This window comes from Prosthecobacter sp. Pr1 (assembly GCF_057652315.1).
Genome location: NZ_JBYFBS010000012.1, coordinates 1 through 20,582 on the forward strand (window position 1 = coordinate 1; position 20,582 = coordinate 20,582).

A 20,582-nucleotide genomic window follows, 5' to 3' on the forward strand; every position below is an offset into this window, starting at 1 on the left:
TGAACATGAGACTTGCCAGTGGCTCAAACTCACCGGGCGCACAATTTTTTTCCTTCAAACTGGTTTTAAAACACTGCCCAAGGATTCAAACAACCGCATCAACCAAAAATATGTATTAAGCAATACCTTTTCATGGTTGCCACGCCCACCAGATCTTGCATGTTGAATGGATATTCAGGAATACCACCTAAATCCTGACAAGTCAGCCTGTTAGGCAGCTGTCTCGGCACAAGAAAGTTCCTCTCATATTTGCCGTCATATCGAGTTAATGAATTGGATGTAAATAATTGAACGGCAAAGCCGTAAAATTCCAGAACGTGCCTTGATGGGAGCCTAGGCATTGCCGATTTTTTCAAGTTCAAACGGCACAAGTCCAATTGCAAGAACCTACACTCGCCCATAAATCGTTGCCGAAACACCGGGAAATGCACTCTCATTTTGACCGGCAGAGCCTGCCGGTATCTTATTCGCAATTCGCTTCTGAGAAGTCACGTCTTGGCACCAAATCTGTTCAGTAGTTAAGGCTCTTATTAGGGTGGAATATCAGAAACCCAGAAGTGGAAGCTTGCCAATTGATGAATTCAGGTGCAGCAAAGCCAGCCCATGAGCAGTCCCCTCCCGCTTAACAATATAAGCAACCATTCAGAAGCACCTGCTGTTGATTTGAGTTTCGTTTTCCCGTGCCTCAACGAGGAGGCAACTTTAAGCACATGCATTCAGCAGGTTAAGGAAAGCCTGACACCAAGCGGGATCAGTTATGAAATCATCGTAGCCGACAACGGAAGCACCGACCATTCCCGGGAAATTGCACTTTCCATGGGTTGCCGTGTAGTTCCAGTGGCAGCGCGTGGCTATGGAGCTGCATTGCGGGGAGGTATCGAGGCGAGCCAGGCCGAGTATGTGATGTTTGCAGACTCAGACAGCACCTATCTCTATGCGGACGCCGCACCGCTTTACCGAGCAGCCAAGGACGGGAATGCGGACATGGCGATTGCTTCCCGAATGATCGGCCGCATCGAGCCAGGAGCAATGCCTCCCCTGCACCGCTGGGTAGGAACACCAGTGCTGACCACACTGATCAACTGGCTCTTCCATGGCAAACTGTCCGACTGCAATTCCGGCTTTCGTTGCATTCGTAAGTCTGCTTTTGCAAATTGGCAGATTCGCTCCAATGGAATGGAGTTTGCCTCTGAGCTACTGATCAAAGCGCTCAAAGCAGGAGCTCGCTCCGTGGAGATTTCTTCCGGACTGCGCAAAGGACCGGAGGGGCGCGTCGCACACCTGAGGACCTGGCGTGACGGCATGCGCCATTTGCTGTTCATTTTTTCCGAAAAACCACGACTGTTTGAGTTGTTCGGCTTTGTGACAGTGCTGCTGACCACCGTACTGCAGGTGACGGCCTTCTGCACAGGCCCGGTGAGCATCGCCGGAGTGTTTCACATTTTCGATCTTCACAGCGAAGCCTTGCTGCTGCTGGCAGGCATCATCGGAGCGCAGTTTTACCTTTTTAGCTGCATGCTCTACTTGCAGAGTTCAGACCGCCCGCTGGGCATAACCCGGAAGCTCATTCATCTTGATGAGGGGGTGCTCTTTTTCTCTCTTCTTGTCACATTATGCGCCTGTGCTGTGCTGACTGGCTACATCGGCGTCAAATGGTCGCTCTCCGGTTTCGTGAACCTCAACTTGGCCCGCGACCTGCTATTTTGGTTTCATCCACTAGCCATCTCTATTTCATTTTGTGTGGGCCTTTTAGGATTGCACGTGCTGAAAAAAGCGCAAAATTGCCCCCCGCCCCTCACTTAATCAATATTTCGAAGTACTCACGGGATAAGATTTGCAAACAAGTGTCCTTGTGCGTCCTTGACCAGCTGCATGGCGGTTAATTAATAAATTAGATTCTCCAGAACGACAGTCACTCATGCATAACTCAACCAGAGGCCACTGGACCAAGATAGGCATTCGCGCCCTGCGTGACGTCATCGTATTCATCGGCGCGTACCTGCTGGCGAACTACCTTCGCTTTACAGAGCTGTGGCATATTGAAGACTATCTGGCCCCGATCTTGGTCGGAGCGATATCCCTGAGTTCATCGGTTTATATTCTTGGGTTATACTCCGTCGAATCGCAGAGGAGATCCACCTTCCTCGTTCACAGCATTCTGCTGACCTTTGCGTTTATCATTTCATTTATTATCATAACTTTGGTGGGTTATTTGAGCTTTGACCTGCGTATCGGTCGTGGCTTTATGGCACTGGGCTGCCTGTTTGCCTATCCGCTGCTGTTAGGGGTACATTGGTTGATGTATCACAAACATCGGATCGCCCCGGTGCGGATCGCATTCGTGGCGGAAACTCCAGAGGAACTGGAGGAGTATCAACTTCTGCGCGCCATGTGCCCGGCCGGCGTACAGGTCGTCGGACGCATCAGCATAGATGAAGAACAGGACACCGAGGACGGTTTTCTAGGCCGACTACGCAATGCGCGCAAGCTGATACGCAGACACAAGCTCGACCAGATTATTTTCACTGAGAAGCGGGTCGAAGACGAGAAGGCCCGGAACGAATTCAGACGACTGCGCTATTTGGGCTTTTCTTGCAGCAGCCTGATCTCCATCTGTGAGCGTCACCTGAACTATGTGCCGCTGCATCTGGTGACGATGAATTGGCTGCTGCAGTCAGAATCGGTCTCTCGCAGTTTGTATTTCAGTAAAATGAAGCGGTTCTTTGACATCACGAACTCACTCATCTTGCTGGTGGTGCTGGCTCCGTTTCTGCTGCTGGGCATGGCGATCGTACGCATCTTCTCTCCCGAAGGGCCGGTGTTCTTCAGCCAGGAGCGCGTAGGACGTTTTGGCAAACGTTTCCAAATCTACAAACTGCGCAGCATGCGCACTGATGCCGAAAAAGGTGGAGCGGTCTGGTCCACCGTTTCCGCAGACCCCCGAGTGTTTCCCGGCGGTGCGTTTCTACGCCGCTACAGGATTGATGAAATCCCCCAATTGCTGAATGTATTGCGTGGGGAGATGTCCTTTGTGGGACCAAGACCCGAGCGTCCAGAATTTGTGACCAAGCTTTCGCAGGTCCTGCCATACTATCAGGAACGCCACATGCTGCAGCCGGGACTGACAGGATGGGCTCAGGTGTGCTACCCATATGGCGCCTCCATCAACGATGCCAAGTGCAAGCTGGAGTACGACCTTTATTACCTGAAATACGCCGGGATTTTTTTCGACAGTCTCATCCTGCTGGACACCGTACGCGTGGTGCTCGGAGGCGGACTGAAAGCAAATACGAAGCACAGATACTCGAAAGGCGTCGACTTAGACCTTGAGGCAGCACCTAATGAGCAAGAAATTGCCGAAGGCGTTGACTCCCCTAGCAGGCCGGACACTGGAAGTCTAATCGAGGTCTAATCCCCCACGTCAAGAGTCGTGCAGCAGGTCTAGGTATTTTTGAGCGCAGCTCTCCCAAGAGTAGGTCCTCGCGGCAAGGTGCAGAGCAGTTTCATCTGGCGGATGCTGCAAGACATCTAAAAGGGCTCCGGCATAGGCGGATGTATCTCGCCGCTCAACGAGAAATCTTTTGCCCAGTACGGGAACCACCACTTCAGCGATACCACCAACGTCCATGCAAACAGGAACGCGCCCGCTGGACAAAGACTCCAAAACCACATTGGGCACGCCTTCGTTGAGACTAGTCAGACAAATCGCATCTGCTGCCTGCATCCAGTTCGCCACCTGGGAAGCCGGATGACGACCGAGGAAGTGAACCCTGTCACTGATGCCAAGCTCAGCCGCCTGAGCGCGCAAGGCACCTTCCATGGGGCCACCACCAATCAAAGCTAGCCGAACCGGCCGCAAGGCCATGACCTGTGCACAAGCTGCAAGTAAAAGATCAAGACCTTTAACGGGGAGGAAGTTGCCCACAAATAGCAGCATCTGCTCATCCTGTGGTTGGTGAAGTACGTCCCGGGCGGCGGCGCGAGATTCGGGCTTGAAGGTGTGAATGTCCACCCCATTGTAGATCGTGCAGACTTTTCCGCCTGACACACCGCGGCGGATCAGACGATTTTCCAAGTCCTTGCTGCGTGTAACGATGGCTTTGACACGGCGGGACATGGCAAGGATGGCATGCCGCCGAAAGGGCATGTCCAGATACTGATGCACATCAGACCCCTGTGCAACGGCGACGACAGGCACGTGCCACGCGGCCGCCTGCAAGGCCACCCCACATGCATCTGGAAAAAGCCAGGGAACCAAAACCGCCTGCGGAGAAAAATCACCAGGGATAGCTTTGAGTGCTCTGGCAAAAGCGAGCGAGAATAACTGATGGTTTATGCCACCCAGCCGGGGCATGTAGGGCGTCCAAAAATAGTCAACCTTCAGACCGACGTCTTCGGGGCGTGGCTTCAGTTGGTTTGAGGCAGCACCAAAATGCCTGAAAGACGGGCGGAAGGCCAGCACGCGAATGTTGAGGCCGGGATCCTGCTTCTGCAATGCGTGCACGAGCGTGGCGTTGTCCAGTCCGCGCCAAGGCTCGTTCTTATCAGGAAACAGATTGGTGGCGACAAGTAGGTTCATGCGTACGTTTTTTGCAGACATGGCGGTGGTGAAAGCAAGTAGTCGCGCCAAGGTCCTGCGTCGCCGCCGCCATGTCCATCCTCTGCTGCATGGAGAATGTTCACCAACTCGCGTGAACTCACGTAATGCAGGCGGAAAGCTTCCTTTGCTGCAAGTTCGTGGAGTTCTTCATGAAACCGGCGACGAGCGTCACCGATGACCGACGAGTGATTTTTTTCTGGCGCACCGTGCGTGTGCAGTTTGATAAAGACCCAGTTTTCGACGCCTTTTACAGAGATTCGGGCATTGCGCCACTGATGGAAGCGGCGGAGGTTCGGCGCGTTGGCCGGACCAAGATCTGAATTTTCAACCCGTGGCATCACCCCCCATTTGCGCCGGGTCCAGTCCAGCATAAGCGGGCCTTGCACCAACAGCAGATGGTCAGGCTCATCGCGCAACGAATGCGCAGTCGTTACAGGAATGCCACGGTGATGGGAGCAGCCATTGAGGGTGCTCTTGGAGTAATAGAGGCTGTTGACGATGGGAGCCTGGGTCCGATGGGGGGCGGAGGGCATGGTCAGATCCGCATAGCAGCCGGCTTGTTTTAGCATGGCCAGTTCTCCACGTACACCGCAACCGGCACCGGTGGGGTCGGAGTTGTCCAAGGCCCAGTTGCCATGGATGAAACCGAAGGTCACTTCTCCTGCCGCATTGCTGCCGAGCAGTCCGTGACTACGCAAGTCTGCTTTGCCGCGTTCAATGGATGCACAGAAATTTTCCGCCGTGTCCTTGTGGTGATGAAGGTGGATCTCCACCTCATTGCGACTGCTGAGACACAGTTCCGTCAGTGATTGAATAACGTCCTGATCATACTGCTCCACCGGATAAAAAAATGTATGCTTAGGAGTCTGGCCATCATGATCCAAACCGCTGGCCATGATGTTTGGCAGCTTGTCGTGCCACTGATCCAAGCGACGCAGAGCTCCGGCTTTGTCGGTGTGGTGAAATGGCTCGAAGTGATCGCATACAGCGAGCATCACATCGGTAATTGGCGCCTTGGTCTTCGAGAAGCGATCCTTGATCCAGGGCAGCAGCCAGAGGTCCATTGCTTTGATCATACGTTCAGGCTCTACGGGTTCGTTTCCAGGTGGTTTTTTGTTCGCCACGCAACCAGCGCAGGCAGCCCAGGAGGAGGGCGGCATTCATGGTCGCAAAGTAGGCGCTCACTGCGGCCAGACGCCCCAATGAGGAAGGCATGCGGAGGGAGGAAAAACCGGCGGCAGTGAGCGCCATGATGACCGCGCAGGCTGCCGACAGCAACAGCGAACCAGCAGCACCCAAAATTAGCAATACGAGCACTGACAACAACGCACTGAGCATGAAAAAGGGCGCGATCCAGCGTAAAACCTTGTGGGAAAAGAACACCCAAGCCGCAAGCCCCTTTTTCGGATTCAGCAACGGCAGGCAGCTCGCGAGAATCTGATAGTCCCCTGCCCCGATGCGAATTCGACGGCCAAATTCGTCTGCCAGAGCAGGCGGCAGATCTTCATACGCGAGCGCGCTGGGTTCAAAGACAATGGACCATCCTTCCATGAGCAGGCGCAGCGGAACGTAGAGATCTTCCACCACGATCTCCGGCGGGCAGCCGGTCCAGAGTTCGCGACGCAGGGCGTAGTTGGCGCCGTTGGCACCGAGCAGCACGCCCCGACCGCCCTCATGCTGCTTGAGCCACGTTTCCAGTTTCCAGTAAATGCCTTCGGACTGGGTGTGGGCCTCACCTTCGCGTGCGCGGAAACAAAGCCTGCCACACACACAGGCGACCTTGGGATCTTGGAAACGAGTGACGAGACGGCGCAGAGTATCCGGAGCGAAATCCACATTGGCGTCGCTCAGCACCAGAATGCTGCCTCTGGCCTGCGGGCAGATGTCATTGAGCACACGAACCTTGCCGCGGCGCTCGGAGAAGTGGCGAACCTGCACACGAGCATTCCCACCGGCGAGGCGCTCGGTGCCATCGTCGGAGCCATCGGAGGCGATGATGATCTCCATTTTGTCGGCGGGATAGTCACACTGCAGGAGGTTCTCGACGCGACGAGCGATGCAGCTGGCTTCGTTGTAACCGACGACGATGACGGAGACAAAGGGCAGTGACTGCTCGTCCTGCTCGGGAGACACTGGCAGCAGTGGTCTGCGGGTGCCGATGAAGCGCCACCAGAGCGGGTAGAAAACGTAGCAGTGCAGTACTGCCGCCACGCTGAGGAAGAGAATGATCCACGCGGTGGCGATCATGACTTTTGAATGAGACTCACGCAGGCATCTTCAAAGATTTGAGCTGCGGCCGCCCATGAGCAGGGACGGGCTACTTCTTCCAGCGCGTGGCGGGCGAGTTCCGCACCGAAGGCCGGACTGCGCAGTACCTGCAGCACTTTTGCAGCGGTGTCTTCTGCGGTATCTGCGAGAAGAACATGTCGGCCATTCTTTACATCCAGACCTTCGGCACCGATATGGGTGGAAACTACGGGCACCTCGGCGGCCATGGCTTCATAAATTTTCAAGCGTGTGCCACCGCCGATGCGCAGCGGAACCACGACAACGTCTGCGCCGCGCAGGTAAGGTCTCACATCCGGCACAGTGCCGGTGACTTCGATGTTTCTGCCGCTGGTGGCGAGCGCCTGAATCTCCGCAGGTGGTTTGCGCCCCACTACGACAAACATGGCCTGAGGCATCTCGCGCTGAACGAGAGGCCAAACGGTTTCAACAAACCAGTTCACGCCGTCTACATTGGCATACCAGTCCATGGAGCCCATGAACATGACGGTGGGGATAGGAGAGTGTGTCCTGGGCAGGGATTGGAAGTAGTCAAGATCAACGCCTGTGGGGACGACACCGAGGACGTTGGAGAGATTCATCTCTTCTTTGAATATCCGCGCATCTTCGTCTGAGACGGCGAGCACGCCGTCGAAGCGGCTGCTGTAATGGCGCTCGAAGAACAGCATGCGGTCACGCTGGGATTGATAATACCGCGCACTGAGTCCCACCTTTCCTTCGGCCCGGCGACGCCAGATCATGGACTCCACGTTGTGCTGGAAGAGTACCCAGGGGCATGAGAGCGACTTGGACATCCAAGGCAGGCTGGCGGAAGGAAACAAGAAATCCGAGATCAGCAGGTCATAGCGTTCCTCCTTGAGTTTTGCGATCAGCAGATTGAGCAACTTGGATGACCTGAAGCGTTCAACTGCATAGGGCAGCGATGACGCCACGTTGGCCAGTGCGCCAGCGAGGAACTTCCAGCGGGCAAGCTGCAGGGAGGCCTTGGGTTCATGCGCCCAGAATGATTGGGAGGAATACTCCGTGGAGTGCAAAGCGCCCGCCACCTGCCCCGCATCCGCCGTCATGCCAACAAAGGTGACCTCATGACGCTGATGCAGGTGGCGCAGCAGATGGAAGGTGCGCAGGTCGCCGCCGCGCGTGAGCGGGTGTAACGGGCTGGTTTTGATCCAAAGAATTCGCATGGTCAGAACACCACAAAGTCGGTGGAGAAAAGTTCCCAGAAATAGAGCAGCACTTCCAGAATCACGTACATGATCATCATGTCAACCACGCCAATGCGTGACCAATTCAGCTTGATCGCACCGAACTGATCGGGAGTGTTCTCGGCGGTTTCCTCCTCATCCTCAGTCTCCTGCCGTCTCGTCCCTGCCAGTGCCTCACTGCGCTGCTCGTCGGCGGGTGCCCCCCCTGCGGTCGCTGACAGCTCCAGCGGCGTGGACTCCGCCCCCCCCAGAGCCTCCGTTTTGCCGCCATCTTCCTCCTGCCCCTTGTTACCAGGCAGAAACCGTCGGTGAAAGGCGGATATGACCCCGGACAACAGGAAAAAGTCCATGTGATAGGCACGGTCCACCACCCAGCAGGAAAATACCGTCGTTGCGATCAATGCATACAAGGTTCTTTGCACCCTCATCGCTTCGCTGCCAGGCACAGATTGGGCCACCAACAACACCCGCACTCCCCCATAAAAAATGCCCGCAAACAGCAGCAGGCCCATGTAACCCAGATCAGCCCCATGCCGAACATAGGAACCGTGCGTAGCGATCTGGATATAAACCGTGCGGTGCAGCTTGCCGTCACGAATGGAAACGTACCCCTGGAACGTCTTCAGCCCCTCCCCAGTTACAGTGCTCTCCATGCTGAACTTGGCCTGCTGCCAGACGATCATACGGCCTTGGATGCCCTCGTCATCCTTGGACAAGGTGTCCATGCGCGGCAGACTTTTCAAGGCCGCTATTCCCAGGCCATACACCAGCGCCAGCAGCACCAGCTGCAGCCACACGGGCCGCTTGAATAAAAAGAGCATCGTGAGCCCCCCCGCACCTGCCAAAAAGGCCCCCTTGGACTCCGTTAGCAGCACGCAGTGTATCGCCAGCGCGATGAGCGCGATGCCCAGCATTTTATTCTTCCCCCCTGCCATGACCCACCACGCCAGCGCGGCCGGGATCAGAGTCACCACGCCGTGTCCCAATGCGTTGGGATTGCGGAACACCCACGTGTTCAAGGTAAGGCGGTCATGGAAGGCCATGGTTAGTTCTGCCGAACCCTTCACCAACTCAACGTCCCAGTGACTGGAAACCGCCAGCACCGCCAGCACAGCTAGGCATCCCAGCCAAATATTGAGGTATTTTTCAATTTTCGCCCAACTGTTCAGCGCCAGGGCCGTGACCATATGGAAGCTGAAATAGGTGAAAACCTCTTTGAAGGCTCCTGTATGGTCAGCCGTCGCGTAAATGGCCCACACACAGTATGCGGTGACCAGCCAGTCCATCGGCACTGCCCACACAATAGCACGGCTGAACCCGCCCGCACGCCGCACCGTGGCGATGATGCCCACATACATCGCATACTTCACCACACTGACACCGCTGATGACTGCAAAGATGTCCTGAGGGCGGACATACCAAAAAAAAACAAGCAGGCAGGCGCAGATGAAATCCACTTATCGGTCCTCCATTGCGGTGATCTGCTTCCCACTCAGCGCGGCATAGACCGCCGCATAATCAGCCGCAGTCCTTGCCAGGGGATATTCAAGTTCGATGAAGTCCCGCGCCGCGCCGCCCATGGTGCGCAGCAACTCCGGCTGCTCCAGCAGCGCGCTGACTGCCGCTGCCACATCATCAGCCGTCGTCATCGCTGCCAGACTGCCATTGCGTCCGGGTTGGATGAGTTCCTCCGAGCCACAGGTGGCATGCATGAGCACGGGTACGCCGCAGCTCATGGCTTCGAGGGTAACATTGGACATGCCTTCGGACGTCGAGGTGAGCACCAGCAGATCGAGGGCATTGTAAACAGCCGCCATGTCGTCCCGGTGCCCAAGCTGGATGATGCGGTCGGCAAAGGGATGGCGCGCGACAAGTTCCTGAGTCGCTGCTTCACAGTTGCCGCCAGCACCTGCGAGCACGAGGCGGGCTGTTGGGAAGGTTGTGCCGATTTTTAGGAAGGCTTGGATGAGGAGATGGTGGCGTTTTTCGGGGACGTAGCGGGCGGCCATGCCGAAACAGGGGGCACCGGAGGGGATGCCAAGGTCGCGGCGGCATTCAGCTTTTTTTAAAGGACTGAATTTCAATGTATCAACACCATTGCGGATGACGCGAAGGTCGAGGTGACGGGTGAGGCCAAGAGCGGCCATATCGTTGATCTGTCCCTGAGAAACGGTGTGAATGATATCACAGCGTGCATAGAAGAGGCGACGGAGCCTGAGCCGCCAAGGGGAACGCTCCCATCCGTAGAGCAGAGCGTGCTCGCCATGAAGGAGTGGGGTGCAGTTGAGGCCGAGGGCGAAGAGAGAGTAAACCAGCGCATTCCAGTTATGGGAGTGCACGACGTCGGGCTTGAGTTCGCGAATGAGGGCACGCAGGCGCATGACGCAGCGGAAGTCCAGCCCAGGACGCTTCTGGAGTTCGAGAACGGAAGTGCCGGGAGGCAGGCGGTGCTTGAAATCATCTGAGCCAGCCAGGGCGCAGACGATGACCTTGAAGCCCGATTGGGAAAGCCGCCATGCCATCTGGCCGATCATATTCTCCATGCCCCCTTGGCGGAAGGAGTGAAGCACGTGGAGCACGCTGATTCCCATGAAATAAACGAGGCGAGGTCACAGCGCCTAGGTCACGCGTCATCGACCGACTGCGAGCCACCACGTTTCGACTTGCTGTAGTAGGTGGGTTCGTAATATCGGGAATAGTAAGTGCCGTAATAGTAGGAATTTTCGAGGCGTTTCAGGTTCACACAGTTCAAGACGAAGCCGTACACTTGGGCGCCTGACTGGTGCAAAATTTCCGAGGCGGTGGCGACATCACGCTGGGTGGTCTGGTCGGCGCGAATCACAAAAATCAACCCGTCCACGGCTTTACTGATGAGCAATGAATCGGCGAGGCCGAGCAACGGTGGAGTGTCCACAATGATGCGGTCAAATTGTGGACGCAGTCTGTCGATCAGCTCCTGGAAGTGATTGCGTGAGAGCAACTCAGGACTGACGCTATTGCTCTTGCCACGTGCGATTAATTTCAGGCCGGGCGTCTTGGTCGATTGAATAGCATCCTCGAGTTTGGCTTCACTGCCGAGGAGTTCGGCAAGTCCATTCTGCTTGCGGTCGAGCTCTAAGAGCCGGTGCAACGTGCCACGGCGCAGGTCGCTGTCGATGATCAGCACTTTGTCGCCGCTTTCGGCAAAGGATTTGGCGAGGTGCATCGCCACGGTGCTTTTGCCATCGCTGGGACGGGCACTGGTCACCATGATCACCTGTTTGAGGTTGTCCTTTGGCGCGTAGAATGGCAGGGAACTGCGGATGATGCGGAAGGATTCGTGGGCATGGGTGCCGGTGGAGGTTTCCTCATTGCCGTCCTTATCATTCTCAATCGCGAGCTTGGCATTTATTTCCAACAAGGGTACAATGCCGCAAGCGGGATACTGGCAGTATTTTTCAGCCTCGCCGACAAATGAAGAAGTGAAGCGGAGCCGCTCGGTAAGGAAAGGCCCGCCGATGCCAAGGCCGAGAGAGAGCGCCAGTGCATAGGTGAGGAGCTTTTGCTTGTTGGGGGAGACCGGAATGTCATCACGCACTTCAGTGAAGCCCTTGAACAAGAAATCCACCTGAACTTCAGGTCCGGTATAGTCCATGGCCGAGAGGCGGGATTTCATAGCAATGTAGGCCTGCTCCCAGGCAAGTCTGCCGCTGGACTGGAGACGGAAGTCTCTGCGATAGTCATCATAGCCCGCAATGAGTTTGTGGTATTCGGGCATCTGCTCCTGCAAGGAAGCAAGCTGCTGGCGAATATGGTCCTTCTCGAGTTGAAAGGCTGCAATTTCCTTTTTCCACTCGGCTTCCAGGCCAAAGCTGTAAATGTCGATTTCCTTTTGTAGAGCGCGCATTTGTTCATGCCCTGGCAGCAGGTTGCTGGAGAGACGCTGGTATTCACGCTGAGCTTCTCGAAGTTTCTTATCGAGACCTTCCCAGACTTCGGAGCGTTTGGAGGCCTCGGGAATGACAATGGTATTGGTGGTGGCCTCGGGGGAGGCACCGGCGGGAGTAGGCGTCTGGGGTTCAACTGCGATGCCGCCATTGCCACCCATCACGATGTTGGGCGCACTGGTCTTCAGTAGAAAGGGGTCCGATTCTGCAGCACGGCGAACGATGGTGCCAACGGCGAGGGGCTTGTCGCGATACTTTTGAAGGAGGGAGAGTTTCTCTGCGCTGCTGGGGGCGGTGGCGTCGATGTACTTTTCAACCTCTTCCATGGCATCCAGCTGTGAGCGGTAGGTGAGCATCTGGGTGGGCAGTTGCTCCAGTTTGTTGTTGGCCACAAAGTTTTCCAAAATACGATTTTCGGATTCAAAGCGGCGGTCACGCTCGGTTTCGGCCTTTAAGTTTTCGCGGATGCGATCCATTTCCTTGGAGAAACCCTGGATGAGCAGGTCACGGTGCTTGATGCGAGATTCAGTCAGGAAGTCATGGTACTCCAGAAGCATAGCCTGGGGCCAGAGCTTAGCTAGGCGAGGTTCATAGACCCATACTTCGATCTCCAACTGCGAGGCTACCGAAGTGGTGATTTTGATTTTGGAAATGAAACGATTCCAGATTGTGCCCAGCTGGCTGGCGTTTTCAACGAGCTTGAGGCGAAGGGCGGTGCGTTCAGCAAGCCATCTTGACTGCAGGCCAAGGACGACCTGCGAATTAATATTGTCCCATTTGGTGTTGCCACGAATGTCTGAAATTTCAGACTTGATGGGCAGGTCAACGTAACTGTACTCGACCGAACTTTTGGAGTAGTAGGAGGGCTTGCCGTAAACGAAATAGGCGAGGGCGAGCGAGGCGCCGAGGACAGCGCAAAACATTCCCAAACGCCAGTACTTCACATAACGTGAGAGGAACTGAAGGATGTCCTGAAGAGTGAGAAAGCGTTTGAAACCCGGGATTGCCATAAGGAGAGGTGCAGAAAGAAGCGCTGTTACAAACCAAACATTTTCTTTGGCACAACAATGCAGTCACCTTCCAACACCACGGGGTCAGAGACCCTGCCAGTCTCAACGGCCTCGAAGTTCACGTCGATGCGCTGCACACCTGAATTGCTGTTGCGCAGGATGTATGACTTTTTCTTGTTGGCAAATGGCTTAAAGCCACCTGCATCGATGACCGCCTGATAGGCGGAGACCGGGGAGTCACCAAGGGGACGCACGGTGACACGCCCGGTCTGCGAAGTTTCACCACTGAGGCGCAAGGTCAGGCCGCCAGCGGCGGTTTCACCGCGCATGCCAGGGTCAATAATGACAGTGGCGAGTTTCAAGTGGTTGGCCTGAAGGGTGGATTTGATTCGGGCCTCAGCCTCCGCCAAAGTGAGCCCCTGTATGCCTACGCGCCCGAGCTTTGGAACAATGATGTCGCCACTGGGGCGGATGACATAAGATCCATTGAAGGAGTTGTCCTCGAGAACAAACATATCAACGATATCGCCAATCTGGATGCGATAGTTCGCATTCCCAGGGATGGCAGATTTCGGGAGAGGGGCGAGATCAGCGGAATCGTAATTTTGCGGACCACTGCAAGAGGCAAGACCAAAGAAAGCGAAGAGGCACGGAACAAAGACTGATTTAAACATACAGGATTGGAATAATCTAAAAGCTCTTGGACACACCAAGGTACAAGTAATGTTCAGTATAGCCGTATGTGTTGCCATGAAAATCCAAATATTGGTAAAAGAGCTGGGAATTGACCGTGCTGGACATGGCGTAAGTGAGACCGGAGCGATAGGTCCACTGAGTCCATTCGATGGCACTGTTTGGAATCATAATCTTTTCCCAGCCGGCGGAGGCAAAACTGCCGATTCTAGGAGAAATATTAGTACTCATCATAATTCCCGCATATTCGATCTGCTGGGTGGTCTGTTTGTTGAACTGCAGGTAGCGCTTGGATACGCCAGCGTAAGCCGTCGTGTTGATGCGACCGCCAAGGAGGTGAACGAGCCGGTATTCAGCAAAGTCTTCGAGTCCCATAGGAGCGTTAAAAGGCTGGTAAACGCGACGACCCACCTCGGCATACTGATACGTCCGCGGACCGAGGCGGTTTTGGATGCCGACAAGGGCGGTCCAGCCCTTGTAATGCGGCCCTTCCCCGGTAAGCCAATAATAGCCGCCCTCAGCGTAGGTAGTGAGGAAATTGGTGAGACTTTTGCGGAAGCCAGCGACCGCCCAGTTGATAGTGGTGTTGAAGAAAGGTGCCCGGGTGGAAAAGTTGTAGCCGGCGTAGGAGGTGAAGTAGGGATCACCGTTACGGATATAGGCCCCGCCATTGAGGGCAGAGTAGAGGGTGTTGAAGTTTTTGTCCCACGCATCCACGCGATCGAGGTAGAACATGCTCTGGGTGGCATTGCCATGGCGGCCAAAAAGCCTGGCTCCGATGATGTTGTAATACCCATTCAAGCCGCTCCAATGATCATTATTGAGACCAAAGCGCGCGCTGGGGTCGTAGCTGTTAATCGCGCCTGAGCCATAGCCCACGCCATAGCGACCGACGCGTTCCACTGGAGAGAGATCGCCCCAAGATTGATTGGCATTCACGTACACATCCCAGAGATTGTAAGGCTGGATGTATGGGGTGAACTGGTCAGTGACGACAAGGCGCCAATTGTTCCATTCTTTCTTCCAAACGCCTTGGAACAAGGCTCTGGCCCCGAACTGTGGCAGCATCAAGCCAGCCATGGGGCCAGGAACGGCCCACCCGAACTCGCCTTTGTTCGGCAGCCAGTAGAAGTAGGGATTGATGCTGATGGCCAATGAGTCACCGAGGACCAAAGTGGCGCGAAAGCTCGCCCAGACGATCTGCGCCCAGCCATTGGGCGGGAGGGAGTCAATGCCTGGATAGTTGCCTTGGATGTCTGTATAGATCAAACCATACCCAGCGTAAATGCTATCCACCACAAAGGGGCCAGCAATCATGGTGAGGCGATTGTTCTGGATGCCGCCATAGCCAGAACCGAGTTGGACGCCGAAGGCGGGAATACCCAGGTTCAGCCCCAGCGAGGTGCCGAGAAAGTAGCTGTCCGTGGCACTGTACAACGACCAGCTAGTGTAACGATTGATGTTGCTGATCGGAGCCAGCACATCACGCGTGTTCTGCCTGAGATCCCCGATAGAATCAGCGATGGTGGTTTGCTGGTACAGGTTCTTCTGGGGCACATAGCGGTACTCGCCATAAGGGCGGGTGACGTCCTGCCCCAGGGCATGGCTGGCGGCAGTATCCGGCTGGGAGGAGCCAAAAAGGGGCGCTCGGTCAGGACGGGCCTTGGAGAGAGGCACCCCTGGTGAATCAAATGTTTGAGCGGCGGCGGGTAACTGCAAGACGAGCAGCATGAATGCAGCCCCCGCCAAGCAACAAACAGCAGGATCGATTAGATATTTCTTTAGTGTGACCACTGAGCTCATGTATTTTAATATTAATCTCTCAGAGGAAAAGAATGCAGCCAAACGGACTGTCACGGCCTTCGCGCCATTAGAAGTGAGCGAATAATGGAAAAAACGCTGTAGAAGAGCCCCGCAAGCAGAGGGACACAAATGAGGATGGGACACCAGATCACCTTCCAAGAAAGGGAGAGTGTGGCGTCACTAAACAAGTCAATCAAGAGAACCAAAGCCAGAACAAGCCATGCCCCTGCGGCCAGAAACAAGACCAGCATGGAAATATTTTGCGGATCCGCCACCAAGGCATTTTGAAATAAATACACTGTGTTTCAACGTGTTGAATTGTTTGTGCCACACACTACTCGGTGCTGCAAACATTGAACCGATTAGAAACGCTTCCAAACGGGCGACTTGTCGATGAAAGGCTTGGTCTTGGGGCTGGGCCAGACAGAGAACATCATTGCATCCCAAGCGGCTTTCTCACCCCAGAGCTTGTCAGCGACGGGACTGAGGTTGTTGTTGTCAAGGAGGAGCGTCAACATCATCACCGTTCCAGAGTCACCGATACTGACACCTTCGACATAGACGTGCTTGGGAGGCAGACTGGAGGCGGCAGGCCACTCCGCACGGCGTTTGCCAGGATCTGCGGAATCAAGCAGGAGGGTCGTGCGGGCGGGGTCAAGCCAGACGCGAACATGACCACTGCGGCGCTGCTCTTCCTCATAAGAAGCAAAGTGACCACGCTTATGACCAAGATTCACCGGACGGAGGTCGAGAATGGCGGCGGTTTTGTAATACAAGAATTTGAGATCAGGCGAACCAGTGGTCTGCAGTGCAGTATTATGAACCACGGTAAGATCGACTCGAGCGAGTTCCCGAGTGCCCACAATCAAGCCTGGAGGATTGCGTTTGACATTGTCACTGGCATCCAGGTCGGTGGAATTCAAGAATCCATCGTAGTTGCTGTCTGCGGCAATGTTTACCCGGCCCAAAGTGCGATCTTGCTGTGGGAAATAGCCGAGACCAAAAGCAAAACCGCCATAGCCTCCGCCGAAAGCAAAAATATCAACAGCGCCAATCACCAACACGGATGCAACCGCGTATGCGAACAGCAGGCTTTTGTTAAAATTAATATTCATAGAGTGGACAATGGGTATGTGTGGTGAGTTGCACATTTATCTACAACAAAGACTTAAAATCAAGCTGGGATTCTGCAATCAACATTTTTGAAAAAATTTAATGAACTAATCTTAATCGATGTGATCGAACTGCCAGCATTTGTCATGCCATCGGTAAACCCGTACGTCAATGCTCATTACTTTCTATCTTTTTGCTTGAGATTCAGCAGGGTTGCGACGGGGAGGTGCTGAGATGTTTCTTTTAAAGGACTGGCACAAGAGAGAATCTCCCACTGCGACGAGGCAAAGATGTGATCAATGCGAATCCAGGGAGCAAAGCACCTGCCGATGGATTTAAAATTGCCTGGAAAGGTGAAACCAAAGCCACTGCCTGCGGCTTGGTGCGCATCCTGCAGGACGGCATGCAAGAGGCCGTATCCGCTCCCTATGGGCGGGATGTTCAGGTCGCCCATGAGAACGACAGGGGATGACTCCCCATGCACGCGCGCGGCGAGTTGAGCTGCCAGTCCCACGCGTGCCGTCCAGTAGGCCAGATAGTGCTGATGCCGCGCATGCAACGGGGTGCCAGGCACGAGCCCTAGCAGTCCATAAAGAAAGATGCCGCGTTTTGCGTACCAGTAGAGCAGATCGCGCGGGGTGGGAAAATGGATGTTATAGATGACGATGCGCCGACCGTTCCAGTCGATGACTGAACGTGTGCCTGCACGCCAGAATCCTGTTTTACCAGCGGGCCAGTCGAGCTGCAGGGCTTCGTTTTCGACCAGCGGCCAGCGGCTTAGCAAAACATACTCGCCATTTCCATACGTATGTTGGAGCTGGGCAAAGGCGGGCAGTGAAGCAAGGCGGCCCAGACGGTGACCAGCGTCTTGAAAGACGGCAATGTCGGGCTGGTTTGCGGTGGCGCAATTGGTCAGCACGGCTTCAGAACCCTGACCGCGGTTATAGGTCATCACTGAGAGTGTGTCTGCACTACGTACATGGGCAGTGCTCTGCCCTAGAGAGAAACTGAAGCCCCCCAGCCAGAGGACGATGATGATGGCGGAGGAGACAGAGAGCAGGGCGGAGCGCAAGCAGAGGAAAACCAGACTGGCGATGAGTGTCCCCAGCAAGGGGAGGGTCAGCACCCAGACCGGGAGATAGGCGAGAAAGATGGTCAGCAGATTGCTTTCCGCCCGATACCGGATGACCAGAGCTAAGACGAGCAAGCAGCCAACGATGAGCAGCGTGCTCCAAAATAACCAAGCGCGCAGCATGCGCCACAGGGCCCCCAGGCGAGCCACAATGAGCAGCGCACGGTAGTCAGCCGGGATGGCCTCTGTTGGGGGTGAATCCATGACAGCGGCGAGGCGTACAGCCTCCGCTTATTCCAAGGGGTTCTTCTTGGGCGGCGTGTTGGGAGCCCTGGGGACGAACTGACTGTCTGGCAGCACCCGGGGCTTCTGCACTTCGTCCACACGCGGTTTCAAGACATCCAGCTCAAGCGGCACGCCTTTATACTCTGGTGCTTTGTCACCTTCGGTGACGACCATGCTGCCTGCTTCCTTCCAGCCAAGACGAACCATGCCGACAGGAATCACAATCCAAAGCAGCACTATAGATACCGTCATGACGACGAGCGCCTCCAAAATAGTCAGACCACTGCGGTTTTTAATCATAAGAATTTGTTAATACGGTGAGGAACCGCCAATGTTCAATCTAGGTCATGTTGATGGGATCCGGCCAAGGCTGGTCAGATAGTCGTGCCAAGTTGCGAGGGCAAGAAACAACGGTTTTAAACTGCATTTTTTGACAGCAATGAGTGTTGCTGGCATTAAGTACGGGCACACTTGTTATGCCACTCCCCTGCTCAGGAACCCCTCCCCCCGCTTGATTCATGAAATTTACTTTTGTCAGCGCCAACCAGGGCGGTGGCGGCAGCGAGGAGCTTTGGGTGCAGACCGCAGGCCAGTTGCAAAGCCAGGGACATGCGGTCATGGCTTTGACGGAGTGGAAAGCGGGAGCCCAGCGGCGGCGGCGGCAGCTTGAGAGTTTCGGAGTGCCCCACCGCCCGTTGGACCTCACCGGCAGGCGAGCCGTGGCCAGTAAAATTTTGGAACGTCTGACCGGCGGTGCGCCCAGACGCCTCCGCCGCCTGCAAGCCTTGCTGAAGCTGGAGCAGCCGGACCTGATCGTTTTCAACTCTGGAACGCTGGTGGATGGCATCCCATTGCTGGAGGTCATTCATGAAGGTCGGCATCCCTGCGTGGTGGTGACACATCTGGTGTCCACGGACAACTGGCCGGATGACGCGCACGCAGAACGAATTCATCGGACATACAACCGAGCTCTGGAGGCCTGTTTTGTATCGGAACACAACCGGGAGCTATGCGTGCGGCAGACGGGACGCAGGCTGAAGAATGCGCAGATTGTGCGGAATCCCTTTCTGGTGAGCGTTGCGGCCATCCCGATGCCGCCGCTGAGCCCAGAAACGCCTGTCAAACTAGCGCTGCCGGCACGTCTGCACCCGAAGACGAAGGGGCATGACATGCTGTTCGAAGTGCTGGCCCGCCCTGAATGGAGGGAGCGAAAGATCCAGGTCTCCCTCTTTGGCAGCGGTGGCTGTGAAAGCACGCTGCGGGAACTGTGCCAGGAGTTCCAGATCATGGACAAAGTGGTGTTCGCTGGTCATGTGGACGACATGAACGCAGTGTGGCGTGAACATCATGCCCTGCTGCTGCCTTCGCGCCACGAGGGGCTGCCCATTGCAATGATTGAGGCCATGTGGGCGGGGCGGGCGGTCATCGCCACGCCTGCGGGCGGAATTCCGGAGATGATGGAACCGGAGCGCTCGGGGTTTCTCGCCAGTGCCTGTGACACAGAGGCGCTGCATGAGGTCATGGAGCGGGCCTGGTCCCAGCGTGATCATTGGGAAGTCATGGGGGCGGCTGGCCGTCGCTTGGTTCAAGAGCGCATCCCGTCGGACCCGGTCAAGGTGTGGGCGGACCATCTGCTTGAGTTGGCCGCAGCGCACGGCAGGCCTTGAGCCAGACGCGCGCCGCCAGATCTTTGCGGGCGACTAACTTGTCCATGGCAGCCATGAACGTGGGGTGCCGCAGGCGGGTGAAGGGCGGAATGCCATCCAAACGCTGAAAGTGATGAGCCATGCGCCACAATGCGGGTAGCGCAAAACGGCTGGCACGGTCATGCAGTTCCATGGCCATCTGGGACGGCAGGCCGGTGAAGGCGGCAGCGTGGCGCTCCCACACCCGACGTCGTGCCAATGCAGCGCGCTTTTCCCGCATGGCCTTCTGCGTCACTCCTTCGGGGTTGATGCGGTAGCGCAACAGGGGCTCAGGCATGGTCGCGGCCAAGTGCTGGGTCAGCAGTCGCATCCACAAGTCGTAGTCCTCAGACCAGTAGGGCTCCTCCGCTGTACTATGATCCTGGTAATTGCCGACTTGAAGAACGGCGCTACGTTTAAAGATCACGGTGGGGTGCCAGATGCGCGGTCCCACGAGCGTGGCATGCAGCACATCGGTGGGTTTGAAGGGCAGTGTGGAAGCTCCGTCCACGATGTTGCCTGACATGTCGATGCAAACGCGGTCCGTGCCCACGAGGGCCAGGCTGGGATGCTGACGCAGGAAGGCGAGCTGCTGCTGAAACCGGTCAGGATGGCAGATGTCATCCGCATCCATGCGGGCGCACAGTTCGGTCGTTGCAACCTCCACGAGCCGTGCCAGAGAGAGTCCCAGTGACAATGGCACACCACGGTACACATGCCCAGGCAGGCGCGCGGGCAGCCAGCGGTCCAGGATTTCCAGAGTGCCGTCGGTGGAGCCGTTGTCCCAGACAAGCACTTCAAAGCCTCGATGCGTCTGCTGCTCCAGGGAGACCAGGGCTTCCTCCAGAAACTGCGCCCCGTTAAGAACAGGGATCAACACGCTGATTTTCTCCTGACTCATCAA

General features: G+C 55.8%; 16 protein-coding genes. 3 read left to right on the top strand and 13 right to left on the bottom strand.

The annotated features are described in order from the left end of the window. The first annotated feature begins 603 nt into the window (after positions 1–603). Positions 604–1,803, top strand: a complete 1,200-nt coding sequence (locus AC24GY_RS18625; RefSeq protein WP_487686273.1) for a glycosyltransferase family 2 protein — start codon at positions 604–606, stop codon at positions 1,801–1,803. Between the two features lie 115 nt (positions 1,804–1,918). Continuing rightward, complete coding sequence (locus tag AC24GY_RS18630; RefSeq protein WP_487686276.1) at positions 1,919–3,412, top strand: exopolysaccharide biosynthesis polyprenyl glycosylphosphotransferase; 1,494 nt, start codon at positions 1,919–1,921, stop codon at positions 3,410–3,412. Positions 3,413–3,421: 9 nt separating this feature from the next. Here AC24GY_RS18630 and AC24GY_RS18635 read toward each other — a convergent pair whose 3' ends face one another. The 12 genes from AC24GY_RS18635 to AC24GY_RS18690 all read right to left on the bottom strand — a co-directional run bounded on the left by AC24GY_RS18635 (position 3,422) and on the right by AC24GY_RS18690 (position 18,293). Beyond that, the gene (locus tag AC24GY_RS18635) at positions 3,422–4,579 is read right to left on the bottom strand and encodes a glycosyltransferase (protein WP_487686279.1); all 1,158 of its coding nucleotides are present in this window, start codon (positions 4,577–4,579) and stop codon (positions 3,422–3,424) included. Then, positions 4,576–5,676 carry a hypothetical protein gene (locus AC24GY_RS18640; RefSeq protein ID WP_487686282.1) on the bottom strand — a complete coding sequence of 367 codons (1,101 nt, stop codon included), beginning with the start codon at positions 5,674–5,676 and terminating at the stop codon, positions 4,576–4,578. Before AC24GY_RS18640 ends, AC24GY_RS18635 begins: the two co-directional genes overlap by 4 nt. 4 nt (positions 5,677–5,680) lie before the next feature. After that, positions 5,681–6,847, bottom strand: coding sequence for a glycosyltransferase family 2 protein (locus AC24GY_RS18645; RefSeq protein ID WP_487686285.1), 1,167 nt, complete (start codon positions 6,845–6,847; stop codon positions 5,681–5,683). After that, positions 6,844–8,070: a glycosyltransferase gene (locus tag AC24GY_RS18650; RefSeq protein WP_487686288.1), complete on the bottom strand. Its 1,227-nt coding sequence runs from the start codon at positions 8,068–8,070 to the stop codon at positions 6,844–6,846. The genes AC24GY_RS18645 and AC24GY_RS18650 overlap by 4 nt, the downstream gene beginning before the upstream one ends. Positions 8,071–8,072: 2 nt before the next feature. Continuing rightward, a complete protein-coding gene (locus tag AC24GY_RS18655; protein WP_487686290.1) occupies positions 8,073–9,548 on the bottom strand; it encodes an O-antigen ligase family protein in 1,476 nt (491 codons plus the stop codon). Then, complete coding sequence (locus tag AC24GY_RS18660; RefSeq protein ID WP_487686293.1) at positions 9,549–10,634, bottom strand: glycosyltransferase family 4 protein; 1,086 nt, start codon at positions 10,632–10,634, stop codon at positions 9,549–9,551. It abuts the gene before it with no gap. Positions 10,635–10,714: 80 nt separating this feature from the next. Further along, on the bottom strand, positions 10,715–13,027 hold the full coding sequence (locus AC24GY_RS18665; protein WP_422315122.1) for a polysaccharide biosynthesis tyrosine autokinase: 2,313 nt from the start codon (positions 13,025–13,027) through the stop codon (positions 10,715–10,717). A gap of 26 nt (positions 13,028–13,053) precedes the next feature. After that, positions 13,054–13,779: a polysaccharide biosynthesis/export family protein gene (locus AC24GY_RS18670; protein ID WP_422315120.1), complete on the bottom strand. Its 726-nt coding sequence runs from the start codon at positions 13,777–13,779 to the stop codon at positions 13,054–13,056. Next, a complete protein-coding gene (locus tag AC24GY_RS18675) occupies positions 13,718–15,523 on the bottom strand; it encodes a hypothetical protein (protein WP_422315118.1) in 1,806 nt (601 codons plus the stop codon). The genes AC24GY_RS18670 and AC24GY_RS18675 overlap by 62 nt, the downstream gene beginning before the upstream one ends. Positions 15,524–15,885: 362 nt before the next feature. Further along, a complete protein-coding gene (locus tag AC24GY_RS18680) occupies positions 15,886–16,674 on the bottom strand; it encodes a hypothetical protein (RefSeq protein WP_422315116.1) in 789 nt (262 codons plus the stop codon). A gap of 140 nt (positions 16,675–16,814) precedes the next feature. Then, positions 16,815–17,972: an endonuclease/exonuclease/phosphatase family protein gene (locus tag AC24GY_RS18685; protein ID WP_487686298.1), complete on the bottom strand. Its 1,158-nt coding sequence runs from the start codon at positions 17,970–17,972 to the stop codon at positions 16,815–16,817. A gap of 27 nt (positions 17,973–17,999) precedes the next feature. Continuing rightward, positions 18,000–18,293, bottom strand: coding sequence for a hypothetical protein (locus AC24GY_RS18690; RefSeq protein WP_422315112.1), 294 nt, complete (start codon positions 18,291–18,293; stop codon positions 18,000–18,002). 218 nt (positions 18,294–18,511) lie between these two features. Here AC24GY_RS18690 and AC24GY_RS18695 point away from each other — a divergent pair, with 218 nt between their 5' ends. Continuing rightward, a complete protein-coding gene (locus AC24GY_RS18695; RefSeq protein WP_487686301.1) occupies positions 18,512–19,660 on the top strand; it encodes a glycosyltransferase family 4 protein in 1,149 nt (382 codons plus the stop codon). Here AC24GY_RS18695 and AC24GY_RS18700 read toward each other — a convergent pair. Then, positions 19,605–20,579, bottom strand: coding sequence for a glycosyltransferase (locus tag AC24GY_RS18700; RefSeq protein WP_422315108.1), 975 nt, complete (start codon positions 20,577–20,579; stop codon positions 19,605–19,607). The two genes, AC24GY_RS18695 and AC24GY_RS18700, sit on opposite strands and share 56 nt — an antisense overlap. Positions 20,580–20,582: the final 3 nt, after the last annotated feature.